Origin of the sequence: Stenotrophomonas sp. LC732, assembly GCF_052446685.1 — a bacterium.
Taxonomy (GTDB): Bacteria; Pseudomonadota; Gammaproteobacteria; order Xanthomonadales; family Xanthomonadaceae; genus Stenotrophomonas; species Stenotrophomonas muris.
Genome location: NZ_CP199214.1, coordinates 777,085 through 800,735 on the forward strand (window position 1 = coordinate 777,085; position 23,651 = coordinate 800,735).

The 23,651-nt window shown below is 65.2% G+C and carries 24 protein-coding genes and 1 tRNA gene; 14 read left to right on the plus strand and 11 right to left on the minus strand.

All coding sequences use genetic code 11. The annotated features are described in order from the left end of the window. The first annotated feature begins 19 nt into the window (after positions 1-19). The 11 genes from ACT6SE_RS03760 to ACT6SE_RS03810 all read left to right on the plus strand — a co-directional run bounded on the left by ACT6SE_RS03760 (position 20) and on the right by ACT6SE_RS03810 (position 9,397). On the plus strand, positions 20-802 hold the full coding sequence (locus ACT6SE_RS03760; RefSeq protein WP_046429200.1) for a serine/threonine protein phosphatase: 783 nt from the start codon (positions 20-22) through the stop codon (positions 800-802). Positions 803-962: 160 nt separating this feature from the next. Then, positions 963-1,907 (plus strand): ACP S-malonyltransferase, encoded by a 945-nt coding sequence (fabD, locus tag ACT6SE_RS03765; RefSeq protein ID WP_046429203.1) that lies wholly within the window; start codon positions 963-965, stop codon positions 1,905-1,907. A gap of 81 nt (positions 1,908-1,988) precedes the next feature. Continuing rightward, positions 1,989-2,732, plus strand: coding sequence for a 3-oxoacyl-ACP reductase FabG (gene fabG / locus ACT6SE_RS03770; protein ID WP_005408312.1), 744 nt, complete (start codon positions 1,989-1,991; stop codon positions 2,730-2,732). A 152-nt stretch (positions 2,733-2,884) separates the two neighbouring features. After that, the gene (acpP, locus tag ACT6SE_RS03775; protein ID WP_005415509.1) at positions 2,885-3,124 is read left to right on the plus strand and encodes an acyl carrier protein; all 240 of its coding nucleotides are present in this window, start codon (positions 2,885-2,887) and stop codon (positions 3,122-3,124) included. Positions 3,125-3,267: 143 nt separating this feature from the next. After that, positions 3,268-4,530 carry a beta-ketoacyl-ACP synthase II gene (gene fabF, locus ACT6SE_RS03780; protein WP_046429205.1) on the plus strand — a complete coding sequence of 421 codons (1,263 nt, stop codon included), beginning with the start codon at positions 3,268-3,270 and terminating at the stop codon, positions 4,528-4,530. 92 nt (positions 4,531-4,622) lie between these two features. Continuing rightward, entirely contained in the window at positions 4,623-5,987 is a 1,365-nt protein-coding gene (locus tag ACT6SE_RS03785; protein ID WP_046429208.1) for an aminodeoxychorismate synthase component I, read from the plus strand. A 192-nt stretch (positions 5,988-6,179) separates the two neighbouring features. After that, positions 6,180-7,241, plus strand: coding sequence for an endolytic transglycosylase MltG (gene mltG, locus ACT6SE_RS03790; protein ID WP_046429210.1), 1,062 nt, complete (start codon positions 6,180-6,182; stop codon positions 7,239-7,241). Next, positions 7,238-7,903 (plus strand): dTMP kinase, encoded by a 666-nt coding sequence (gene tmk, locus ACT6SE_RS03795; RefSeq protein ID WP_046429213.1) that lies wholly within the window; start codon positions 7,238-7,240, stop codon positions 7,901-7,903. The genes mltG and tmk overlap by 4 nt, the downstream gene beginning before the upstream one ends. Then, complete coding sequence (locus ACT6SE_RS03800; RefSeq protein WP_046429215.1) at positions 7,900-8,856, plus strand: DNA polymerase III subunit delta'; 957 nt, start codon at positions 7,900-7,902, stop codon at positions 8,854-8,856. The genes tmk and ACT6SE_RS03800 overlap by 4 nt, the downstream gene beginning before the upstream one ends. Continuing rightward, positions 8,853-9,206 carry a PilZ domain-containing protein gene (locus tag ACT6SE_RS03805; protein ID WP_005412452.1) on the plus strand — a complete coding sequence of 118 codons (354 nt, stop codon included), beginning with the start codon at positions 8,853-8,855 and terminating at the stop codon, positions 9,204-9,206. The genes ACT6SE_RS03800 and ACT6SE_RS03805 overlap by 4 nt, the downstream gene beginning before the upstream one ends. A gap of 116 nt (positions 9,207-9,322) precedes the next feature. After that, positions 9,323-9,397 (plus strand) — tRNA-Val (locus ACT6SE_RS03810). A 96-nt stretch (positions 9,398-9,493) separates the two neighbouring features. Here ACT6SE_RS03810 and ACT6SE_RS03815 read toward each other — a convergent pair. Together ACT6SE_RS03815 and ACT6SE_RS03820 are read right to left on the minus strand one after the other, a co-directional pair. Beyond that, on the minus strand, positions 9,494-13,210 hold the full coding sequence (locus ACT6SE_RS03815) for a phage tail protein (RefSeq protein ID WP_180834228.1): 3,717 nt from the start codon (positions 13,208-13,210) through the stop codon (positions 9,494-9,496). 191 nt (positions 13,211-13,401) lie between these two features. Further along, entirely contained in the window at positions 13,402-14,832 is a 1,431-nt protein-coding gene (locus tag ACT6SE_RS03820) for a phage major capsid protein (RefSeq protein ID WP_180834229.1), read from the minus strand. A gap of 392 nt (positions 14,833-15,224) precedes the next feature. Between ACT6SE_RS03820 and ACT6SE_RS03825 the strand changes: the two genes are divergently transcribed. Then, on the plus strand, positions 15,225-15,434 hold the full coding sequence (locus ACT6SE_RS03825; protein ID WP_088375254.1) for a hypothetical protein: 210 nt from the start codon (positions 15,225-15,227) through the stop codon (positions 15,432-15,434). A gap of 31 nt (positions 15,435-15,465) precedes the next feature. Here ACT6SE_RS03825 and ACT6SE_RS03830 read toward each other — a convergent pair whose 3' ends face one another. From ACT6SE_RS03830 to ACT6SE_RS03850, 5 genes are all read right to left on the minus strand, one after another. Continuing rightward, a complete protein-coding gene (locus ACT6SE_RS03830) occupies positions 15,466-15,978 on the minus strand; it encodes a hypothetical protein (RefSeq protein WP_049403318.1) in 513 nt (170 codons plus the stop codon). Continuing rightward, complete coding sequence (locus tag ACT6SE_RS03835; RefSeq protein WP_049403317.1) at positions 15,971-16,171, minus strand: hypothetical protein; 201 nt, start codon at positions 16,169-16,171, stop codon at positions 15,971-15,973. Before ACT6SE_RS03835 ends, ACT6SE_RS03830 begins: the two co-directional genes overlap by 8 nt. Continuing rightward, positions 16,168-16,431, minus strand: a complete 264-nt coding sequence (locus ACT6SE_RS03840) for a hypothetical protein (protein ID WP_088375255.1) — start codon at positions 16,429-16,431, stop codon at positions 16,168-16,170. Before ACT6SE_RS03840 ends, ACT6SE_RS03835 begins: the two co-directional genes overlap by 4 nt. Positions 16,432-16,576: 145 nt before the next feature. Beyond that, positions 16,577-16,939 carry a hypothetical protein gene (locus tag ACT6SE_RS03845; protein ID WP_049433218.1) on the minus strand — a complete coding sequence of 121 codons (363 nt, stop codon included), beginning with the start codon at positions 16,937-16,939 and terminating at the stop codon, positions 16,577-16,579. A gap of 100 nt (positions 16,940-17,039) precedes the next feature. After that, positions 17,040-17,234: a helix-turn-helix domain-containing protein gene (locus ACT6SE_RS03850; protein ID WP_049433219.1), complete on the minus strand. Its 195-nt coding sequence runs from the start codon at positions 17,232-17,234 to the stop codon at positions 17,040-17,042. Positions 17,235-17,340: 106 nt separating this feature from the next. Here ACT6SE_RS03850 and ACT6SE_RS03855 point away from each other — a divergent pair, with 106 nt between their 5' ends. Next, positions 17,341-17,889 (plus strand): hypothetical protein, encoded by a 549-nt coding sequence (locus ACT6SE_RS03855; protein WP_049433220.1) that lies wholly within the window; start codon positions 17,341-17,343, stop codon positions 17,887-17,889. 30 nt (positions 17,890-17,919) lie between these two features. Here the strand turns inward: ACT6SE_RS03855 and ACT6SE_RS03860 are convergent, their stop codons facing one another. The 3 genes from ACT6SE_RS03860 to ACT6SE_RS03870 all read right to left on the minus strand — a co-directional run bounded on the left by ACT6SE_RS03860 (position 17,920) and on the right by ACT6SE_RS03870 (position 21,541). Then, positions 17,920-19,104 (minus strand): integrase family protein, encoded by a 1,185-nt coding sequence (locus ACT6SE_RS03860; protein ID WP_161802005.1) that lies wholly within the window; start codon positions 19,102-19,104, stop codon positions 17,920-17,922. 762 nt (positions 19,105-19,866) lie between these two features. Beyond that, entirely contained in the window at positions 19,867-20,913 is a 1,047-nt protein-coding gene (locus ACT6SE_RS03865) for an RHS repeat-associated core domain-containing protein (RefSeq protein ID WP_080281850.1), read from the minus strand. A gap of 199 nt (positions 20,914-21,112) precedes the next feature. Next, positions 21,113-21,541, minus strand: coding sequence for a hypothetical protein (locus ACT6SE_RS03870; protein ID WP_014646194.1), 429 nt, complete (start codon positions 21,539-21,541; stop codon positions 21,113-21,115). Between the two features lie 565 nt (positions 21,542-22,106). Here ACT6SE_RS03870 and ACT6SE_RS03875 point away from each other — a divergent pair. After that, positions 22,107-22,487, plus strand: a complete 381-nt coding sequence (locus ACT6SE_RS03875) for a tautomerase family protein (RefSeq protein ID WP_014646195.1) — start codon at positions 22,107-22,109, stop codon at positions 22,485-22,487. A 34-nt stretch (positions 22,488-22,521) separates the two neighbouring features. Here the strand turns inward: ACT6SE_RS03875 and ACT6SE_RS03880 are convergent, their stop codons facing one another. Continuing rightward, complete coding sequence (locus tag ACT6SE_RS03880) at positions 22,522-23,619, minus strand: XVIPCD domain-containing protein (protein ID WP_014646196.1); 1,098 nt, start codon at positions 23,617-23,619, stop codon at positions 22,522-22,524. Between the last annotated feature and the right edge of the window lie 32 nt (positions 23,620-23,651).

Consider the following 23,651-nt stretch of genomic DNA (forward strand, 5'->3'; position numbering starts at 1 on the left):
CGTTTAAGGAGGACCTGTCATGGTTGAGCCCATCGTCATCGAAGGGCAACGTGCCTGGCTGAAGCAGTACGGCAAGGGAAGCCGGGCAATGGCCTTGGGCCTGCTCAATTTTGTTGCGCGCCGTTTCCATCTGGATGCGCTGCGCCCGCCGCCGCACCGCGGTGGCGACGCCGCACGCGAAACCGAGGCCCGCCGCCTCGCGGAACTGCAGGCGCAGGGTGTGAACGTGCCGGACGTACTGGGCACCGGTCATGCCGCGCTGGTGATCGGCGACAACGGCAGCTCGTTCAATACCTGCCTGCGCGAAGCCGACGAAGCCGGTCGCGATCAGCTGGTGATGGCGGCGATGCTGGCCATTGCTGAAGCTCATGCCCGCGGCGCCTATTTCGGGCAGCCATTGCCGCGCAACCTCACATGGGATGGCGAGAAGGTCGGCTTCATCGATTTCGAGGAAGATCCGCTGGAAGTGATGGATCTGTCCGAAGCGCAGGCCCGCGACTGGCTGATGTTCGGCTACGGCGTGGCCAAGTACTACGCCGACCGCCCCGGGCACCTGCAGGCGATGATGGCCGAGGCGATGGGTGACGTTCAGGCACCGGTGCGCGAGCACGTGCATGCGGTCAGCGGCCGCCTGCGCAGCCTGGCCCGGGTCTGCATGAAGCTGGGCCGTTCGGCGCGCGCGCTGGCCCATTCCATCTTCATCGCCCACGGCGCCAGCACCGCCGGCGTGTTGATGCTGGTGGGCCTGTGCGTGGATTTCCTCGCCGACGGCGACTTGGACGTCCTGCAGCTGTTCTGCTGATGGCTGACAGGGGTCAGATCCCTTTTCCTGCGGAAAAGGGATCTGACCCCGTTGCGCTTGCCCGGCCGCGCTCCATACGCCTGCATACGCGCACGTACAGACGACACAGCGGATTCGCCCTTATCATGGCCCGCTTCGATTGCAACAAGCGGATGACCGCGTGACCGTATCCACCCTCGCTTTTGTCTTCCCCGGCCAGGGCTCGCAGTCTGTGGGCATGGTGGCCGAGCTGGCCGAACTGCACCCACAGGTGCGTGAAGCCTTCACCGAGGCATCCGATGGTGCCGGCGTCGACCTGTGGGCGCTGTCCCAGGGCGGCCCGGAGGAAATGCTCAACCGTACCGAATACACCCAGCCGGCCCTGCTGGCCGCGAGCATCGGCGTGTGGCGCGCCTGGAACGCCGTGGGCGGTCCGCGCCCGTCGGTATTGGCCGGCCACAGCCTGGGCGAGTACACCGCCCTGGTTGCCGCAGGCGCACTGAGCCTGCATGACGGTGCGCACCTGGTGCGCCTGCGCGGCCAGCTGATGCAGGAAGCCGCACCGGCCGGTGTCGGCGCCATGGCCGCCGTGCTCGGTGCCGAAGACCAGCTGGTGCTGGATGTCTGCGCCGAAGCCGCAGGCAGCCAGGTAGTGGTGCCGGCCAACTTCAATTCGCCGGGTCAGATCGTGATCGGTGGCGACGCCGATGCGGTCGACCGTGCGCTGGCGCTGCTGGCCGAGAAGGGCGTGCGCAAGGCGGTCAAGCTGGCCGTCAGCGTGCCCTCGCACACCCCGTTGATGCGCGAAGCCGCCAACCGCCTGGCCGAAGTGATGGCCGGCCTGTCCTGGCAGGCGCCGCAGCTGCCGGTGGTGCAGAACGTCGACGCCCAGGTGCACAGCGGCATCGACGCGATCCGTACCGCGCTGGTCCAGCAGCTGTACCAGCCGGTGCAGTGGACCGGGTGCGTGCAGGCGCTGGCCGCCCGCGGCATCACCCAGATCGCCGAGTGCGGCCCAGGCAAGGTGCTGACCGGCCTGGTCAAGCGCATCGACAAGGCCATCGACGGCCGTCCGCTGGCCACGCCGGGCGACTTCGAAGCCGCCCGCGAGGCATGGTCGGCCTGACCTTCCCTGTTCCTGCCGGCCGTACCGGTGGCCGCTGCAAGCGGCACGGTGCGGCGGCCGCTCCCGTCTGAGGAAAACATCATGAGCAAGCCCCTGCAGGGTGAAATCGCACTGGTCACCGGTGCCAGCCGTGGCATTGGCGCCGCCATCGCCGATCTGCTGGCCGCCCAGGGCGCCACCGTCATCGGTACCGCCACCACCGAATCCGGCGCCGCCGCGATCGGTGAGCGCCTGGCCGCTCACGGCGGTCACGGCCGCGCGCTGAACGTCACCGATGCCGCCGCGCTGGACAGCGTGCTCGATGGCATCGCCAAGGAATTCGGCCCGATCTCGATCCTGGTCAACAATGCCGGCATTACCCGCGACAACCTGCTCATGCGCATGAAGGACGAGGACTGGGCGTCGATCATCGACACCAACCTGACCAGCGTGTTCCGCACCAGCAAGGCGGTGATGCGCGGCATGATGAAGGCGCGCAAGGGCCGCATCATCAACATCGCATCGGTGGTGGGCGTGACCGGCAATGCCGGCCAGGCCAACTACGCCGCGGCCAAGGCCGGCATCATCGGCTTCAGCAAGTCGCTGGCCAAGGAAATCGGTTCGCGCGGCGTCACCGTCAATGTTGTCGCACCTGGCTTCATCGACACCGACATGACCAAGGCGTTGCCGGAAGAAGCGCGCACCGCGCTGATCAATGACATCGCCCTCGAACGCCTGGGGTCGCCGGAAGACATCGCCCATGCGGTGGCCTTCCTGGCCAGCCCGGCTGCCGGTTACATCACCGGCGAAACCCTCCATGTGAACGGCGGCATGTACATGCCGTAAGCAAGGGGCGCAGGGATTGCGCCGCAAGTGGTTGATCTGCTGAGGTTTTTGCTGCAATGCAAGGCCGCGCCGGTTTCCACTACACTATCCCACGGCCATCGCCTTTGATGGCGACCACTTTTGAACCACAACTCCATCTGGAGCGAGATCCCATGAGCACCATCGAAGAACGCGTCAAGAAAATCGTCGTCGAACAGCTTGGCGTCAAGGAAGAAGAAGTCACCAACAGCGCATCGTTCGTCGATGACCTGGGCGCTGACTCGCTGGACACCGTCGAGCTGGTGATGGCCCTGGAAGAAGAATTCGAGTGCGAGATCCCGGACGAAGAAGCCGAGAAGATCAGCACCGTGCAGGCCGCCATCGACTACATCAAGGCCCACGTCAAGGCCTGATGTCAGACGGCAGTGCGCGCGCGGGCCCACGCTCGCCGCGCACCGCACCCCATGGGGCCGCAGTTGCGGCCCCGTGTGTTTGAGCATCACACCGAAGCAAACCGAGTTGCCCGTTGAAATCAGCCGGGTCAGGAGAATCAGCAATGAAGCGTCGCGTCGTCGTAACCGGCCTGGGTATCGTCTCGCCGTTGGGCAATGATCTGGCCAGCAGCTGGGAAGGCATCACCCACGGTCGTTCGGGCATCGGTCCGCTGACCAACGTTGCGGATGCCTATCTGGATCGGTTCACCACCAAGATTGCAGGTGAGGTCAAGGGATTCGACATCACCGCCGACAATGAACTGTTCGGCAAGTTCCGGGTCAGCGGCAAGGATGCCAAGAAGATGGACCCGTTCATCCATTACGGCCTCGGTGCCTCGTTCATGGCCCTGCACGACTCGGGCCTGGAGATCACCGACGCCAATGCCGAGCGCATCGGCGCCATCGTCGGCGCCGGCATCGGCGGCCTGCTCGGCATCGAAGAGCAGACCATCGAGTTCCACGAGGGCAAGAAGATCTCGCCCTTCTACGTGCCAAAGACCATCATCAACATGCTGCCGGGCCAGCTGAGCATCATCACCGGCCTGAAGGGCCCGTCGTTCTCGGCGGTGTCGGCCTGCGCGACCTCGAACCATTCGATCGGTACCGCGATGCGCATGATCCAGTACGGCGACGCCGACGTGATGGTGGTTGGCGGTGCCGAGCGTGGCTCGTCGCCGACCGCGCTGGGCGGCTTCTGCGCGATGAAGGCCATGAGTACCCGCAACGACGCCCCGGAACAGGCCTCCCGCCCATGGGACAAGGACCGTGACGGCTTCGTGCTGGGCGACGGCGCCGGCATCCTGATCCTGGAAGAGTACGAGCACGCCAAGGCGCGTGGCGCGAAGATCTACTGTGAACTGGCCGGCTTCGGCGCCAGCTCCGACGCGTACCACATGACCGCACCGAGCGAGAACGGCGAAGGCGCCGCGCGCTGCATGGCCATGGCCATGAAGGACGCGGGCGTGACCCCGGAACAGGTGGGCTACCTCAACGCGCACGGTACCTCCACGCCGCTGGGCGACCTGGGCGAGACCATGGCGATGAAGACCGCCTTCGGCGACCACGCCTACAAGATGATGGTCAGCTCCACCAAGTCGATGACCGGCCACCTGCTGGGTGCTGCCGGCGGCGTGGAAGCGATCTTCTCGGTGATGGCACTGCAGGACAACGTCATCCCGCCGACCATCAACCTGCAGCAGCCGGGCGAAGGCTGCGACCTGGACTACGTGCCCAACGAAGCGCGCCAGGCCAAGGTCGACGTGGTGATGTCCAATGGCTTCGGCTTCGGCGGCACCAACGGCACGCTGGTCTTCAAGCGCGTCTGACCGAGTTGTAGCGTCGGGCCGTGCTCGACGCCGCGTTCTACGGAGCCGCCGCAAGGCGGCTTCCGTGCATCTGAACCCCAGAACTGGCTGCCATGACCCACGCACCGCTGATCCACCCGCTGCCGCACCCGATCGATCTGCTGGCCCTGCAGCAGCATGACCCGGCGCGCTTTCCGCTGCTGATGGAATCCACTGCCTCGGGCACCGCGCAGGGCCGCTGGAGCCTGCTGCTGGCCGCGCAGGGCGATGGCCTGCGACTGGATGCGGATGGCCAGGTGCGCGACCAGCACGACGCGGTGCACGCCGGCAGCTTCCTGCAGGTGCTGGACCGTGCCTGGCAGCGCGAACGCCTGCCGCATGACGGCAGCCACAGCCTGCCGTTCCGCGGCGGCTGGGCGTTGATGCTCGATTACGAAGTGGCCAGCCAGATCGAACCGGTGCTGCCGGCGCGTGCGCGCGAGGACGGCCGCCCGACCGCGCTGGCGCTGCGCTGCCCGGCCGCGGTGCTGCATGACCATCACAACGGCGCCAGCTTCGTCATCGCCGAGGCCGGCGAGCAGGCGTTGCTGGATGCGCTGGTGGCACTGGCCTCGGCCGCGCTGCCCGAGGCCGGGCAGGGCTGGCAGCCGCCGCAGGCGGTGGGCGAGGATGCGCCGCAGCGCTTCACCGACGGCGTGCGCCGGGTGATCGAGTACCTGCGTGCCGGCGACGTGTTCCAGGTGAACCTGTCGCGGCGCTGGAGCGCGCAGTTTGCCGCGCCGGTCAGCCCGCAGGCGCTGTACGCGCAGCTGCGCCGTGCCAATCCGGCACCGTTCGCCGGCCTGTTCAGCGCCCACGGCCGCCATGTGGTCAGTTCCTCGCCGGAGCGGCTGGTGTCGGTGCATGCCGGCCACGCGCAGACCCGTCCGATTGCCGGTACGCGTCCGCGCTTCGAGGGGGACGATGATGCCGCACGCATCCAGGAGCTGGTCGGCCACCCCAAGGAGCGTGCCGAGCACGTGATGCTGATCGACCTGGAGCGCAACGACCTGGGCCGCATCTGCCTGCCCGGCACCGTGGTGGTCGATGAGCTGATGACGGTGGAGAGCTACGCGCATGTGCACCACATCGTCAGCAACGTCAGCGGCCACCTGCGCCCGGAGGTCACGCCCGGCGAGGTGATCGCCGCCACGTTCCCGGGCGGCACCATCACCGGCTGCCCCAAGGTGCGCTGCATGCAGATCATCAGCGAGCTGGAGCAGGTGCCGCGTGGTGCCTACACCGGCGCGTTCGGCTGGCTGAACCGCGATGGCGACCTGGACCTGAACATCCTGATCCGCACCGCCGAAGTGGATGGCCACCAGGTCAGCTTCCGCACCGGCGCCGGCATCGTGGTCGATTCGGACCCGGACAAGGAACTGGACGAGACCCGCGCCAAGGCCCGCGGCCTGCTGCGCGCGCTGGGCCAGCAGGGCTGATCCGGTCGGGGTCGGATCCCTTGCGCACCGCGCGAGGGCTCTGACCCCCGCAGTCATGCCGCCGGGCGTTCATCCACGCATGGCGTGGATCTACTGATCGACCGTTGGCCGGCACGCAGGCGCCACCCCGGTCATGACCCCAATCCACCGGCACGGTATCCTGCACGACGGAATCGAGTTCAGAGGTAGTCCATGGCGGGAGCCAAGCGCGGGTGTCTGTTCGTGGTAACGCTGGTGGTGGTGCTGGCCGCCGTCGTGGCCGGCGCGGGCGCGTGGTTCTTCTACCAGCAGACCCGGTTCGCCGACGCCCCGATCACCCCGACCGCCGAGAGCGTGGTCATCGCCAGCGGCGATGGCATGAACAGCGTGCTGCGCAAGCTGCGCGACGCCGGCGTGGACGAGGGCCAGGACACCCAGTGGCAGCTGTTGGCGCGCCAGCTCGATGCGGCCGGCAAACTGAAGGTGGGCGAGTACGCGCTCAGTGGCGAGCTGACCCCGCGCGAGCTGCTGCTGCGCATGCGCGCCGGCAAGGTACTGCAGCACCGCGTCACCATTGTCGAGGGCTGGAACATCCGCCAGCTGCGTGCCGCACTCAAGCGCGCCGAGCCGCTGCTGCACACCACCGACAACCTGGATGACGCCGCGTTGATGCAGCGCCTTGGCTTCGGTGGCCAGCACCCGGAAGGCCGCTTCCTGCCGGAGACCTACGTTTACCAGCGCGGCGACAGTGATCTGGACGTGCTCAAGCGCGCCCACGCCGCAATGGAAAAGGCGCTGGACGAAGCCTGGGAAAGCCGCGCGCCGGACCTGCCGATCAACACGCCCTACGAACTGCTGACGCTGGCGTCGATCATCGAGAAGGAAACCGCGCTGGCCAGCGAACGCCCGCAGATCGCCGGCGTGTTCATGCGCCGCCTGAAGATCGGCATGCGCCTGCAGACCGACCCGACCGTGATCTACGGCATCGGTGCCGCGTATGACGGCAACATCCGCCGCCGCGACCTGACCACCGATACGCCGTACAACACCTATACCCGTGCGGGCCTGACCCCGACCCCGATCGCCATGCCCAGTCGCGACGCGCTGATGGCCGCGGCGCAGCCGGCCGCCGGTGATGCGCTGTACTTCGTCGCCGTGGGCGACGGCAGCGGCGCGCACGTGTTCTCGCCCAGCCTGGACCAGCACAACGCCGCCGTAGCCCGCTACCTGCAGCAGCTGCGCCAGCAACGTACCCAGGAGACCCCGGCGCAATGAGTCCCGCGCTGCTTCGCCACCCGCGTTTCGTCAGCCTGGAAGGCGGCGAGGGCGCAGGCAAGACCACCGCCATCAATGCCATCCGTGACTGCCTGCGCCGCCACGGCCACGAGGTGGTGCTGACCCGCGAGCCGGGCGGTACGCCGCTGGCCGAGCGCATCCGCGGCCTGGTGCTGAAGCCCGATGCCGAGATCGCCGCCGAACCGCTCAGCGCCGAAGCCGAGCTGCTGCTGGTATTCGCCGCGCGCGCGCAGCATGTGCGCCAGGTGATCCGGCCGGCGCTGCAGCGCGGTGCCTACGTGCTGAGCGACCGCTTCACCGATTCCAGCTACGCCTACCAGGGCGGTGGCCGCGGGCTTGACCCGCAGTGGATTGCCGACCTGGAGCGCCGCGCGGTCGGCCTGCTGCCAGGGCTGACCCTACTGCTGGACGTGGACGTGGCCGTCGGCCGCGCGCGCGCCAACGGCCGTGACCTGTGGCCGGACCGCATCGAGAGCGAGCAGGACGATTTCTTCCAGCGCGTGCGCGCCGTGTTCCGCAGCCGCGCACAGCAGGACCCGCAGCGCTTCGCGCTGATCGACGCCGGCCAGGTGCAGGAACGCGTGGCCGCCGATGTGGTCGCACATGTCGAGCGTTGGCTGCAGGACGGGGAGGGCGCATGAGCACGTTTTCGCCGTGGCAGCAGCGCGCGTTCGACCAGACCGTGGCCGCGCTCGACGCCGGTCGCCTCGGTCATGGCCTGCTGATCTGCGGCCCGGCCGGGCTGGGCAAGCGCGAGGTGGCGCTGGCGCTGGCCGACCACGTGCTGGCGCAGGGTGATGCAACGCACGCCACGCGCACGCGCCAGCTGATCGCCGCAGGCACCCATCCGGACCTGCAGCTGGTCAGCTTCATTCCGAACAAGAGCGGCGACAAGCTGCGTACCGAGATCGTCATCGAGCAGGTGCGCGAGATCACCGACAAGCTGGCGCTGACCCCGCAGTACGGCGTGGCGCAGGTGGTGATCGTCGATCCGGCCGATGCGATCAACCGTTCGGCCGCCAACGCGCTGCTGAAGACGCTGGAGGAGCCGCAGCCCGGCCGCTACCTGTGGCTGATCAGCAGCGATCCGGCACGCCTGCCGCAGACCATCCGCAGCCGTTGCCAGCGCCTGGAATTCAAGCTGCCGCCGCAGCACGAAGCACTGGCCTGGCTGCAGCAGCTGGGCCACAGTGAAGCATCGGCGCGCGAAGCGCTGGAGGCCGCCCGCGGCCATCCCGGCCAGGCCGACAACTGGCTGCGCGAAGACGGCCTGAGCCTGCGCCGCGAAGTCGGTCGAGATCTGGAACAGCTGGCCGCCGGCAAGACCGGCGCGGTGGAGCTGGCGCAGAAGTGGTGTGGTGATGACAACGCGGCGCTGCGCCTGCGCTTCGCTGCCGATCTGGCGCTGGCCCAGGCCAGTACCGACGCCTTGACCACGCCGGAGCGATTGCACAAGCTTGCAGCCTGGTTCGATGCGGCCAACCGCACCCGCGACCTGCTGCGCACCACGGTGCGTGCAGACCTTGCGGTGGTCGAGTTGCTGCTGGCCTGGAACAAGGTGAACGAGCGGCCTGCCGCAAGGGGAAATCGATGAGTGCCAGCAACGCCCGCCAGGGCATCCTGTCCCTGGCTGTGAAGGACAAAGCCGCGCTGTACAGCGCGTACATGCCGTTCGTGAAGAATGGCGGCATCTTCGTGCCCACGCCCAAGCGCTATTTCCTGGGCGACGAGGTGTTCCTGCTGCTGACCCTGCCCGATTCCAGCGAGCGCCTGCCGGTGGCCGGCAAGGTCATCTGGGTGACCCCGGCCGGCGCACAGGGCAACCGCACCGCCGGCATCGGCGTGCAGCTGGCCGACGGTGCCGAAGGCGAGGGCGTGCGGCACAAGATCGAGACCCTGCTGGCCGGGCTGACCGGCTCGGACAAGCCGACCCATACGATGTGATTCCGGTAGCGCCGGGCCATGCCCGGCTGCGTGCCCCGAAACGCCGTGAACACGACTGTGAAAAACTGTTGACGGCCTCTGAAAAGCCCCTATAATGAGCGGCTCAGCAACACACCGGGCGGTTAGCTCAGCGGTAGAGCATTGCCTTCACACGGCAAGGGTCACAGGTTCGATCCCTGTACCGCCCACCATTTAAAATCAGTGTGTTACAAGAAAACCGGCGAAAGCCGGTTTTTTGTTCTCCTGCAACGCTCCTGCAAAGCGCAATTCGCCGACTTCCCGGTGATTTACCGATTGAGCGACGCCCTCAGTGCACTGCTGCCAGATGCACGTACACCCTGCGTCGTGACGGCCTCCAGACGCTCCAACCGATCCACCACCTGAGCGAGCAGAGCATTGCTCTGCTGCACCGCCGCCGTGGTCGCGGCCTGCGCCTTGTTGTCCACCACCAGGTCAAACACCGCGCGTGCGAAATTGTCCGGCAGCGCCTCGATGGTGTCGGCCAGCTCGCCCATGCCGACGCCGCCCTTGTCCAGGTCACCCACCTTCATGCCGTCGATCAGGCCCGTCACCTGCCCGTAGAGGCTGTTGTAGTCCTGGCCGCTGGCGTAGAGGTTCCGACCGAAGCCCAGCGCCGCCTGTGCGGCCGCCTGCGCCGCGCTGCTGTCGCCGCCCGCTACCGCCCGCTCCAGCTCCTGCATGGTCTTCTGCAACTTCTCCTGATCGGTCAACGGCGACAGGTCGCTCACAGATAGGCCATAGCTAATGGCTTTCTTGTCCTTGTCGATCTGCGCTTGCAGCTTGCCCATGTTGGTGGCGCGCAGTGCCTCGATCTTGGCCAGGTCCTCAGCGCGCGCGCCGGACAGTCCCAGCGCCTTGGCGTAGTCGTTGGCAGACTTCATCTGTTGGCGGTAGGTGCGCTCGATGCTCAGGGCCTGCTGCTGGTAGGCGGTCAGGTCGCCAGTGAGCAGCTGCGTCGACACGTCGGCCATCAGGGTGGAGTAGTTGCCCAGCAGGCCCGACACCTTGCTGATCTGCGTGGCCAGGTCCGTACCGGCAACGCCGGCCAAGTCCTGGAAATAGTCCACCGCCTTGTTCACCTTTTCGATCTCCAGGCCGTTGAGTGCCCGGCCCAGCTCGTCGGCGTTGCCCACCGCCAGTTCGATGGATGCTCCCAGCGCCGCGAACACGTCCGCCGAGCCGAAGTAGCCATCCAACTGCCCACCGAAGCCCGCCGCCCGCACGGCCTCCGTGTAGAGCCGATCCTGCATGCCGGCGAGGTAGGACTCCAGCTGCTGCTGGGCCTCGGCCGAATCCGCCGACAACGACAGTTTGCCCAGGCTTACCTTGACCCCGGCCAGCTGCGTGCTCAGGTCCACGCCCAGCTGCTTGGCCAGGTCAGTGGTTGCGCCCCGGATCTGCCGAGCCGCCATGTCGAACGTGCGATCGATGCCCGGATCCAGCGCGCCATACTGGGTCCACTTCTTGTCAGAGCGGAACCAGCCGCCCTTTTGCTTCACGTCCGCGTAGCTCTGGCCGTCCAGTCCACCGAAGCCGTAATCGCCCGTGATGCCCTGACCGGTGATCTTGGGCGCACTGCGCCCGAACGCCTTGCCCATCAGCGAGCTGCCGGAGAAGATCGCCGCCGTCTTTCGGTTCATGCCCAGCGCGCGCCCGATCACGTCCAGCGACATGCTGTCGAGCATGACCGGCGTCAGCAGTCCACCGGATGCGAAGTGGCCGCGTTTCAGTAGGTCGAACTTGTCCTGGTTCTCCAGCCCGAAGCCTTCCTTGTAGGCGCTGCCGGCCATCTGCATACCCATCGCGATCAGGGCCGCATAGGGAGCAAACGCGGCCACAGCGCCGAGCGCACCGGTAGCCGCTCCTGCGGCACCGGCCCCACCGGCAGCGGCCGTGCCACCGCCCGTCAGTGCAGCTACGTTGTTGCCGAAGCCCATCATGGTGTTCGGGCCGAAGCCACCCGCCGCGGCTGCGGCGCCAGGGGTGAACCCGATAGCGCTCTGGCCCTTCGATAGCAGGCTGGCGATGTTGCCGGCGTTCTGGCCGCCTGCGGCAGTGCCGTTGCCGGCGAAGATCCCCAAGATGCTGTTGAGGCTCAACCCGTTGCCGCTGCCGAGCCCATTGATGCCGTCCATGATGCGGGTCTGAATCGGGATCACCAGCTTCCGCTCCAGCAGCTGGCGTGCAATGTCGCGCAACCCCTGCTTGGCAATGTCCTTCATGTCGTCCCACATGCCCGACCAATCGCGCAGGCCGCCCGCGACGAAGTTCGCCATAGCGTCGGCCGTGTCGCTGACCAGGTAAGTGCCCACGTCGGCCCACTGCTGGAGGCTGGCGGCGTACTTGTCCGCGTCGATGCTGGCCTGTGCCGCAGCGCGCGCCTGCGCCATGAGTGAGGCGCTGAGGTCGGCGGTGATGCCCGCGCCGGCCGCGTTCGCCTCGTTGATGGCCTCCTGCATGTCCCGCTGGTTCTGCATTTCACGGCGTGCGCGCTCCCGCGCTGGCCCGATGAGGCGCATCATGTCCAGTTCGCCGCTCATGGTGTCCAGCAACGCCTGCGGCGCCCGCTTGCGCTTGGCCAGCTCGGCGGTGGTCGTGGCCAGCTGCGCCGCTGATTCCTTCTCCAGCGCGTTGAAGGCAGCGCGCGTGATGTTGCCAGCGGCCAGTTCCTTGTTCAGTTCGGCCAGGCGCTGCTTGTGCTTTTGCTCGGCCTCGGCCAGCGGGCCGGCCATCGTTGCGGCGGCCATGTCTGCCTCGGCGGTGTAGCGGCGCAGCAGCTCGGCCTGGCGGTCGTACGCCGCGTTCCCGGTCTTCGCTACGCTTCCCTTGTTCTTTGGCTTGCGCGGCTCGTAGGCATCCGGCATGGCCGGCAGCAACGCCCATTCGGGCATGCGCTCCGACCCCTCCAACACAGTGACGCTCGGCCGCTTGGCGGTCTTGGGCTGCATCGCCTTCCAGCCGTTGTCGGCATAGGCAGTGCCTTGTGCGTACTCGTTCTTGAAGCCCTCCCAGCCGCCACCGCCGAACGCGTATTGACCGGTCGCCAGCTTGAACGCTGCATGGCCTTGCTTCTCCACGCCCACCAGGCCGCCCCGGATACGGTCGAAGAAGTCCACGACGGCGCCGCCGTCCCGCACCGCGTCGGTGACGCCCCGGATGGCACCGGAGAGAGCGTCGGCCGCTTCCTTGGCGAAGTTGCCGTTGACTGCCACCGCGTCGAGCTGGTCGGTGAAGTCCTGCAGGGCAGGCAGGATGCCCGCCACCACCTGCACCTTCATGCCTTGCAGAGACAGCTCTGCCCGGTTCGTCACATCACGCATGCCCAGCATTGCCTGGGTCAGCCGCACGTCGATGATGCTGCCTGCGGCCTCCGCCGCGTTGCCCATGCGGTTGAACTCGGCGCTGTTGTTGCGCAGCAGCGGGATCAGCATCGCCGAATCACTGGCGATGGCCTCCATGTAGCTGGTCAGCTCCGATTGCGAGAGGTTCGCCTTCTCCAGGCTCTTGAAATACAGGCCCAGGGCGTCGGGGCCAGACAGCTTGCGGAAGCTCTCGACGGTGAGGCCGCTGCCCTTGGCGATGTTGTCGAAGAAGTCTTTCATCTCGCCGCCGCCCGTTTGGGCGTAGTCGCCGATTTTCTCCTGCACGTCCTTGAAGATATCCGCCAGCTTCTCTTGGCTGATACCTACCGTGCGGGCGCCTGCGGCCATGCGCTGGAAGTCCTGCGACGTGGTGCCAGAGAGCTTGCCCAGGCGGTCGTACTCCACTGCCAGCTGCCCAACCTGCTTGGTCCAGGTGAACACGGCCGTGCCAACAGCAGCGGCAGCGGTGCCCAGCGCCGCGCCCGCCACGGTAGCGACGCGAGTCATGGAGGCGTGGATCTGCGTGGCTTTCTGGCTGGCCAGCCGCTCGGCCTTGGTCATGCCCGTTTCAAACGAACCCGTCTTCATCAGCAGGTCGACGGTGAGGGTATAGAGGCTCATGGGTATCCCGGCCTGAAATTTGAATTCTGTGGAAGCGCGAAGAAAAGGGGGCGCGCGTGTCGAGGGGGAAGGTCTTCCAAGTTTCGACCTCCCCCCTCCCGTTGCCTGGTCACGACGCTGAGGACGCGCATCGCGCTGGCGCCGCCCAGGCTGCCGGTGTTGTCAGGGGCACCGCCGGCTGGCCCCGCCCTTTACTCGGTGTCCGTCACGCCTTCGATGACGGTGAACGCCTTGGGGTAGGCCGATGCCACGTCCAGACGGGTGTGGCAGATGAAACCAACCTCGCCAGTCTCGGCATACAGCTCCTTCAGCAGCTGGATCGACACGGACTCGCGCATGTAGATGGTGAACATCTGGAAGCCGCCCACGTAGATGGCTGCCGCGTTGGTGGCGGTGCCCACATCCTCGTTGGTCGGGATCTGGCTGGTGGTGAGGAACTTCCAGTTGCTCAGGGCCTCCGGCCGTCGCAGTGGCTGGCCGGTGGTGTCCACAAGCAGGCTCATGGTTTCGTCCTCGCGCGGCGACAGGATCGCCACGTCCGGCACCGGGGCGTTGGCCTCGGTGATGAGGCGACGGGCGCGGATGAACTGGCGCCAGTCGGTGATCGGCCCCCCGTTGGTGCCCATCGGCAGCTTGTTGATACCCGGGATGTTGCGCAGGCCGCGAATCTCCGGCTCGGTGCCGCTGCCCATCAGGGATGCGCGGTCGATCTCCTTGGCGAACGCTTGGGCAATGGCCGTGCGCAGTGCAGCGTCCAGGCCGCCCAGCGAATCGGCCAGCAGCTCGCGGGAAATCTTGAAGCGGAAAGCCAGACTTTGCGGGGTCACCTTGACCGCGCGGAACGCCGGCTCGCTCTCAGCCACCTGGCCGTGTTCCTGGCGCCAGGCTGGGGTGGGGATGGTGTCCACTGCCGCGATGCTGAAGGAGCTGGCCGAGGTATCCAGCACGGCCACGTTGGCGCCTGCGCTGAGAACGGACGAGGCGGGCACCAGGGCGTTAAGGATGCCCGGCATCAGCACGGTCGGCACGGTGTAGCCGCCTGCGGTGTTCGTGCCCTCGCTGAGCGCAGCGCGCACGCCTTCGCTGGTGCGCATGTTGGCAACGCCCCGGATGAAGTCCGACAGGCTCACCTGGTCATCGCCATTGCTGAAGCCGCCGCCGTCCGGGCGCATCGCATTCAGGCGCCGGGCGATGGTTGCCTGGTTCTGCAGGTCCGATGCGGTGAGCAGCGTGCCGATCTGGCGGCCTTCGGTGTCGCGCAGGCGCTCGCCCTCGCTCATGGTGCCCAGCGCGTTGGCTGCGGTCAGGTCCATCTGTTCCTGATGATCCATGCCCGCGCTGATCAAGCTGATCGCGTTGTTGATGTACTCCAACGCATCCATTACGCCGTCGGTGAGGTTTTCGTCCTTCTCCCTGGCGTGGGTCGTCAGCGCATTGGACGCACGGCGCAAGCTGTTGCGATAGGCCAGTGCTTCAGCGCGCGGCAACTGGTCCAGCGGCTTGTCGGTGGTCGGTTCTTCGATGGTGACGCCGAGTTTGCCGAGCTCCGCGCGTGCCGAGAATGCGGCTTTGCGGTTGGCGTGGCGGTCGCGCATCTGCTGGAAATCGTTGTGGTGAGGCATTGGGTGGTCCCTATGTGGGGTCCAGAAACGCACAAGCGCGCCCGGACCATGGTGAAGTGGTCTCAGAGCGCGCTTTGGCGTTGCCTCTGCCGCAGTGTCGGCCCAGTGTCAGGTTTGCCCGTGGGGCAGTCTGTCTTGGACGCGCTCAGTTTATCGCTGTTGTTGCTTGGCAATGCCTGTTTCGTTACGCGGGCTTCAGCGCGCGCCGAATTCGATGTGCCTTCTGTCTGCACGCATCGGTGCAGTAGCGCCGTGGTCGGCCGGTCGCCTGGTCGCGGAGCGGTCCGCCACAGACCTCGCACCGAAATTCAAATTCTGCGGAAGCGCGAAGAAAAGGGGGCGCGCGTGTCGGGCTGGCAGGCGCTTCAACTTTCTGTCTCCCCCTACGGTCCATGTCGATCACCGTATGGCTGGTGGTGAACCTGGTGCATGGGGTGCAGCGGGCGCAGGTGGTGCACGACGTGCACGTGGTGCATCCCGTGCAGTACCTGCACCGCGTGCAGCAGGGGCGCGGTGTGCGCCAAACAACACACCGCCTGGTAGTAGTTATCTGTGTAGTGTCTGGCGCTACGGTTTTTGCCCATAAATCGCTCTATCCGTAGCGTCCAGCGCTACGCTTTGGTTAATTGATCGTTACGCGGCCTTGTCGCTGTAGCGCTCAGCGCTACGGTTTGTAGCGTCTGGCGCTACCGCGTTTTTTTGGCATTCGCTGGCGTATGGCTTCCAGCGCATGTAGGTCCGCTTCGCATCCACGTCATCGCCGGCTGGTCCGATGTTGGTCAGGAGGAAGGATCGAGCGCGCCCGGTGCCTGTCTTCTGATCGAAACTGCCGGCCTTGGCTTCCTCTATCCAGCCACGTTCCAGCAGCGCCTTGAAGGCGTTCTGCACGGGCCGCTGAGTGACTCCCACCCGCTGCATGGCTTCCCGAACGCTGAGGAACACCTCAGCGCCAGTGGATGGCCGATACAGCGCGCGCAGTTCGATCAGCAGTGCACGTGCAACCGGATCGAGGGTTCGGTATGCCTGGCACTCCAGCTCCCAGGAATAGATGCGAACGTGTGGCGAGACCGGGACATAGGGGCTGCTGCTGCGTCCCGTGGCCCGGGTGCGTCGTTTGGCCAGCTTGCGGGCTTCTCGCTCACTCATCTGCCTCCCCTACGATCACGATGGCCACCTTCTTTCCGTAGTAGTGCAAGGGAAGGGGGGTAAAGGGCAGGCAGGCGCCAACCTGGGAGCGATAGATCACGTCCACAGTCTTAGCGGAGTCCAGGTCCTGCAGCGCGCGCTTGGCTGCTGCGGAGTTGCTCTTCTCCAAGACTTCGAAAAGATCACCGTTCATCGGATGGCCTCCCCCAGCAGCTGGCCGACAGAGCGGCTCCACTCGGCTCCAGCGCGCGCCGCGCGCGTCATGATCCATTCGCGCACACGGGCCTCAGACGGGTTGCCCCTGTGCTGCAGGGCGCAGTCACCGCACAGCACGTAGGGCAGGGAGGCCCAGCCGAACTCCCGCTCCACACGATGGAACGTGCCGAACACCGGCAGCAGCGGCTTGCCGCAGCAGTCACATGCGATGGGTTCAACCACAGGACGGCGGCTCATGGCGCGCGCTCCTGCCGGCGGGGTGGGGCGCGATCGATGGCAGCTGCCAGGCGCTCGGCGAGTGCCTGTAGGCGAGCCTCAGACAGTGCGGAAAGCGGCGGAGTCCGCACGATGCGGTGTGCAGGGAAAGGAATGATGACGGCGTTCACCCGACCCTCCGCAGCGTGTTGGCGTAGGTGACAAGGCCCAGTACCCGCAGTGCAGCGCGCGGGATCAATGTTCCCTTGTAGATGCCCGACAGCACGTAGACGTACATGCCATCGCTGCCCCGGCTCTGGACGTAGCGGAGATGCTGCTTACCGTTGATTTCCACGGCATACATCGCGTCGTAGCGGAAGTCCGTCACTTCCAGGTCGATCACCAGCACGTCGCCGGGGACATACGTGGGCGCGTGCTCGCGGTTAGTCACGGCGACGGTGGCCCAGCGCGCAGTGTCGGAAAAGTCTGAATGCGCGTCAGGGGTTTGCCCGATTGCGGGCAGGGATGGTTGGTGTACGATGTGCGTCATGGTCTCGTTCCTTGCAAGGGTTCGAAGGCTTCTGCGGCTCAGCTGGGTGCGAACCAGCTGGGCCGTTTCTCTTTCTGGGCATCCGGTCATGGCTTGCCCCTTAGGCGGCGGCTTCTTTCTCGCGGGCTTCGATGTACTCGCGCAGCGCGCGGGCTGAGACCATGCGACGCTTCCCGACTTTGAAGGTGCTGAGCTGGCCAGCGGCCATCGCTCGATAGAGGGCGTTTCGGTTGAGGCCGGTTACGGCGCATGCCTCTTCAGTGGTGTAACTGAGGCGTTCGGCTTGGGGCTTCATTTCGTCTCCAGGTTGTGCAGGTTTCGCACACTGCGAAACCTGTGGAGACGCTATCACGCACAACTGCCCGTTGCAACAGGTTTTTCAACCTGCGAAACTCGGCGTCATGGCAACCAAGAATGCATCCGTGAAGAAGCGGCCGGGCCGCCCCCGCAAGGCGCCCGAGGAGAAGCTCGAGCAATTCAGTATCCGGCTCCCGCCCAAGCTGAAGTTGGGTCTGGAGTTGCTTGCCCGAGCTCAGCACCGCTCCCTGAGTCAGGCGGTCGAGTGGGCGCTCAATGCCGGCCTCTCCAAGTACCAGCTCAACAACAACAGCTACTACGCATCGCTGTCATCGTTGCTCGATGACGTGTGGGACTTCACGCCGGCCAAGGGCGCTCTCACCATGTTGCTACATGCCCCGGAGCTGATGACCTATCAGGATCGCATCGCGGCAGAGCTGGTTGAATACAGCGTGGAGATGCAGGCGCTGGAGCAGGGCAAAGACTGCGAGATCACCCATGAGGAGCTGTTTGAGATGGTCGAGAAGCACTGGCCCACAATCCTGCAAATGGCTGAGTACGTCATCAGCAATGGGGAATCGCCGCGCGGCATGTCCCTTCTTGCGCAAGACCGTAGAGGGTGGCCGGGCTTTGGAGTGACTGCAAATCCCTGATTTCATGGCAAACCTCAAAATTGAGTTTCGCTACAGGAACTGCACCTGTGCCAGCTTGTCGCGCGCTGCACCCTGCACCAGGTGGCCATAGTGCTTCTCGATCATCGCCAGCGACGTGCCGGCCAGCTTCGCCACGGTCAGTAGGTCCATGCCGCCCACGATGGCGTCGGTGATCCAGCAGTGGCGCAGCGTGTAGAGCGTCACGCCAGCGGGTAGCCCAGCGCGCGCTGCGGCATCCCGAACAAGCTCGCTCCAGTCGCTGGGCGTCCACACCTTCTTCCCGTCCTGGGTGAACAGGTGCGCCTTGGGTAGCTTCCCCTTGGCCAGGCGGTCGAACAGCGCAGTGGCAGCGGGCGAGAGGGGTATCTTGCGGTCGTGGTCCTTGCTGCGGAACCTCACGCTGGCCGTGCGGCCGTCATAGTCCGAGCGCAGGCATAGCGACGGATCGCCCGGCCTGCAGCCCGTGAGTGCCACACATTCGATCAGGTCGCGCACTGGCCCCTCAGCGGCTTCCAACAGCGCGCGCCGCTGCTCACGCTCCAGGTACAGCCCCCGGCGCTGCCCGGCGTCCTTGAGCGGCTTCACCGCGTTCCACTCGAACGCGAGATCAGGGGATACCTTGCGGCGGGCCACGGCGTGGTTCAGGGCGGCCACCAGCGTCGTACGGATGCGGTTGATGCTGGAACGTGCCAGGGGCTTCGCCACCGGTGGCCGGCCGCGCTTCACTGGCAGCGGCGGAAGGTCGCCTTTCTCCACGCGGTCGCGCCAGGCTTCGATGTGATCCTGGTGGAGATCCTTGAGGCGCACCTTGCCCAGCTTGTCGCCATAGAGGCAGCGCTCAAACCGGCGCTTTGCGTCATCCGACGCGGTCTTGCGTCCGTCCTTCTCCAGGGCGGTCACGTAGTCGCGGCAGGCATCGGCCACGGTGAGTTCGCTCTTGGGCGTCACCACGGCCAGCGGGGCGCCGTGCTTGTCGATCTCGGCGGAGAGGCGACGGGCGGCCTCGCGGGCACCTTCCAGCGTCGTAGCGGGGTAGTTGGCGAACGCCTTCTCCTGGCCACGGCCCCACACCATCGCCCACGACTTGGCGCCAGCGGCAGACACGCGCAGCACCAAGCCGGGAACCGTCGCGTCGCGCAGGCGATAGGCCCTGCCTGTGGCCTTCGCTGCGTCTACGGTTTTCCGTGTCAGCGCCTCTCTCGTAACCTTCGGCATCACCTTGCTCCTGCAAATCTCCTGCAAAAAGCAGTGTGCGGCCAAATTCATCGGGACGCAATGACACGGTAAATCAAGGGCTTTTCGGTGATCGCCTTGTGCCGCAAGGGCCTATGCCATCCTTCACACGGCAAGGGTCACAGGTTCGATCCCTGTACCGCCCACCAAATAGTAGACCTGACTTTTCAGGTGTTATGAAGAAGCCGGCTTTCAGCCGGCTTTTTCGTATGCGCAGAGTAAGTGCATGGAGGTCGTGTCGGCTCCAAGTAACCGGTGACTCGCCGTCAGATGGATATGGGACTCTACTAGCTTACCCTGGCCCGCTTTGACTTTTTCCCTAGCGAAAAGGCTTGTGCGTACATAGTCAAGCAGGTCTCTGCGTTCGATTACCCGCTCCACTATCACCTGTACGCTTTCGTACTCGAAACCCTTCGTGAACTCCACGATCCGTGTCCTTGCAAGTCGATGGTCGAAGTTCGAGGACGTCTGGATGACCGATTTTAGGTTCAGCGCTTTTCGATTCTCATTCGATTGTTGAGCGCAGCCCGACTTCAGAGGCCGATCATCGCCGATTGCGATACCGTCGTCGCTTTACTAGCTCAAATGCAGATATGGCAGCAAAGAAAACTGCATACGCCGCCCACAATCTGAATGATGCGCGAAAGGGATGCGGATTTCCTGATTGAATCGCAATGAAGTAGAGGGCGCCAAGAACGAGAATGCCCCCGGCTTGGTATGCGAGAAAGCCACGTAGTACTGGATTCACTTCTTCTTCTCCATCGTCTTTTGTGCCGCATCTACGGCGGCTCCGGCGGTGCTCTGCCCTAGCTGTGATGCTCCCGCTTGTGTGATCGACTGACGAGGAATTGCGACTCCTGTTGATGCGGTGGTGGAGGCGATGTTCGGGGCGCCGGGAGATGCGGAGCTGCTCAGCCTATTCAGAGCGCCTTTGGCGGCTGGTCCCGCGAAGTCGCCTGCTGCAGCTGCAACACCGGAACCTGCCAGACCACCAACAGCGCCTCCGGTCGCTGCCGTGAGCACTCCACCAGCGGAAATCGGCTCTCCCTTGAGGGCGCTCTCTGCGGCGGCACCGGCGCCGCCAGTGACGAAATTCGCCGCTGCTTGAATGGCAACGGCTCGGCCGACAGAAATCACTCCAGACTCCACGGCTGCGACAGCGATACCGCCCACGCCGCCTGAGACCGAACCCACCCCTGCTGCTATCAATGCCTGCGTCTGATCGATTGGTTTATCCGGATTCATCAGCTTCTGGATGGCAATATTGGACAGGCCCCCCGCTATCGCGCCATAGATGAATGGCAGGGCTGGATTTCGCCCATCTGGATCAGTGAATTTGTACGGATTCCCGTTGGCATACCGATAGCGATTGAACTGGCCTACAGGCTGGTCATACGCTGAGACCGGGTCCACTGAGAGGAAGACTCCCAGCTCCGGATCCATGTATCGCTGTTGCATGTAGCTCAAGCCCGTAGTCGAGTCGCTCACATGCCCTGTGTATCCGGGTCCGTCGGTGACCTGTCCTCCTACCAGGGTCCCATAGGGCTCGTAGTCATAACGCTTTATCACGTTGCCGTTGGCGTCGCTCTCAGCAACAAGGGAGCCAAGGGCGTCGGTATGAATGTAGGTAACCGTCTCCGGACCTGCAGCGTTCGCGGATGGAGGCAGGCCAAGCCCAATTGGCAGCGCAATGTGTAGCCAAGTACTTGCTGCAACCAGTGTTCGGAGACGAACTCCAACCCTTGATGCGCAGGCGGATTCATCGCCCGCGTTCCTTTTGAATGTATGCATCCTTTCTTTCCCCGAAAGCGCTGTCCAAGATGACTTGACTAGGCAGTATGACCGTGGCGTTCGTGCACCGATCCGAGTGGATCATATACCGCAATGGCCGCCTTCGCTGGGTAGAAGAGCCGCGTCCATCCCTGTGCCACCTACCATGTTGCAGAACAAAAAGGGCCTCCAGCAATGGGCCATCTTTGCTGCGCGTGCATCAGCCAGGTCTTCCTGCCGCGAATCCCATGGCATGGCCTAGCCCATCCTGTGCAGCGCGCGCGATCTGGCGTGCGGCAACGATCAATCCGTCCCGATGGAAGTCACCGAGTTGATCCTGCGGATCGCCATCCAGGCGCGCACGTTCGGCGGCATGCAGTAGATCCAGTACGGCATTCAAAGCGGCCAGCGAGCGGTCGAGCGAGCCGAAGCCTGTGGCGCTGAGTGTCTGCGGGGTACATGCGCGCCCGGCTTGGTCATCACCGGCGCGGATGGCATCGAGGCAGGAAAGGAACGTTGGGCGCGAAGGCGGCAGCAGTCGCTCCGCTAGAGCGCATTCGATCTCACGCGCAAGGTCTTCGGGCACGTCGGCTGCGACGTCGCCGATAAGCGCGTGCAGGCGGGGATGGATGGCGGTTCGGTTGGTCATGGCGAAACCCTCACTGGCGTAGGGCCACCTTCTGGAGTGAAGGTGGCGGACGGTGCGGGTTGGCGTGCCAAGGCAAACAAGCTTCAAGGGAGAAGAACGCCTGGCGGATCTTGCGATCCCCACGCACCGCCCGCCATTGAGGGCAGTCGGTGCATTCTCTCAACTGCGATTTCTCTCGCAGTCCTTGAAGCCTGTTCGTTTATTCGAGACGCCAATCCCGGCCAAGGCGTCTTGCCTCGGCGCGGCGATCTTCAAGCCGGGCCATCACATCAGTCTGTAAGGAAAGTTCTCAACTGGCCCTAGGCAGGCCAGACGTTTTCCGATGTGTGCCGTCGGACACCTGCGAGTAGTGCGGCCCATCACTGATGGCGCACATCGCCGCCCCTGCCGACCGTGCACGAGACGACTCCAGAGCGGCGCCGCCACGGCAATCGCGTCACCCTGCGCGGCGAGGCGGGACCATGCCACGCATGGAGCCAGAGGGTTCCATCCCTGCGCTGTCCCGCCGCCCCGGGCAGGCGTAGTCTCAGCCCGTTGCCGTGCCCATCCACTCTGGAGTGCCACCATGCCGCTCGCCCGCATCGATCTTCGCAAAGGTAAATCCGCCGACTACCTGCAACGCGTCGGCGAAACCATCTACCAGGCCATGCGCGCGGTGGGGGTGCCGGAAAATGATCGCTTCCAGATCTTCCAGGAACACGCGCCCGGCACGCTGATCCACGACCCCGGCTACCTGGGCGTGGATCGCACCGACGACTTCATCTGCATCCAGATCACCTGGAACGAAGGGCGCACGCTGGAGCAGAAGAAGGCGTTGTACCTGGGCATTGCCGATGGCCTGCATGCGGCGGTGGGTATCCGCCGCGAGGATGTGTTCATCAACCTGGTGGAGGTGAAGAAGGAGAACTGGTCGTTTGGCAATGGGCAGGCGCAGTACGTGAGTTGATGCGGGAACGGTGCCTGCGCCTCACGCGGTTTGGTCAGGCCATGCGCGGCGACGCCTGCTGTTGTGCCTGTTGCTCGTCCTGCGCCAGCCGGCTTGCGTCGCGGGATTGCTGCTGCACGTTGACCTGCTGATACAGCGTGTCCGCGTCGCCCTGCTGCGTATCGAGCAGGGACAGGCGCTGGCGATTGGCGGCAGGGTCCGGCGAGGCGGTGTCGCCGCTGCGATGCAGGAATACGTAGCCGGGTGCCTCGGCGGTGCTGTTCGAACTGAATGCCACCTGCAGCGTGTCCTTTTCGCTGAAGCCGGCCTGCACCGCCGCGTGGGTCAGATGGCCGGCCAGTCGTTCGTGCTCCTGTCCGGGGGGCAGTCCCTGCTGTTCGCTGGCCTGGGCGAGTGCGGTACGCACTTTCTGGTCCAAGGCATGAAGGCTGTGCCCCGGTGCGCGCGCGTCCGCAGCCAGACGCTCGCCCAAGGGGCCATCAATACCATCGGTTTCGCTGAGCAGACGCTGCTTCAAGCTGCGCTCGGGCAGGGGATGGGTGGTGGTGCGGTTGAGTTCGCTGTTGGGGAAGGGCGGTTCAATGCTGTCCACGCCATGGATGTTGCGCAGGGGGCGATAACCGTCCTTGCCCTGTGACTGGACGCCCAGCGGAATGCGGACGTCTGGCAGCAATTGGCCGACGGGGCCGCCGATGCTGTTCACGTCCAGGCTGTGCTTGCGCTGGATGCCGGCATGATTCAATGCGTCCCAGGTGAAGTCCACGCAGTTGTGACGCACGTCGGCGTAGTGCTTGCTGAAGCCGTGCGCCACTGGATCGTCGCCGAACGCCTTGAGCTTGTTGTACTGGGCTTCGGTGATTTCGATGGTACGGACATGGGCGGGGTCCTTATAGACTTTCACGTCGTCTCTGACGATGCGCCCGGGACCATTCATGCTGCCATGCTCGACGGGTGCGAAGCCGAAACTCTGCGCCGCTTTACCTGGAGCGTGCAGAACGTAGAACATGTGGCCAGGCCCGGAAGTATCAGGAGTGCCATCGGGCGTCAGCTGCTGCTTTCCCGAATCGGGATCGAGCAGTGGGGTGCCGGGTGCGGCAATGACAATGTCCAGGCTGTAGCGGGGCTTGTTCATGGAAACTCCTTCGTTCCTTCGAATGAATGGTG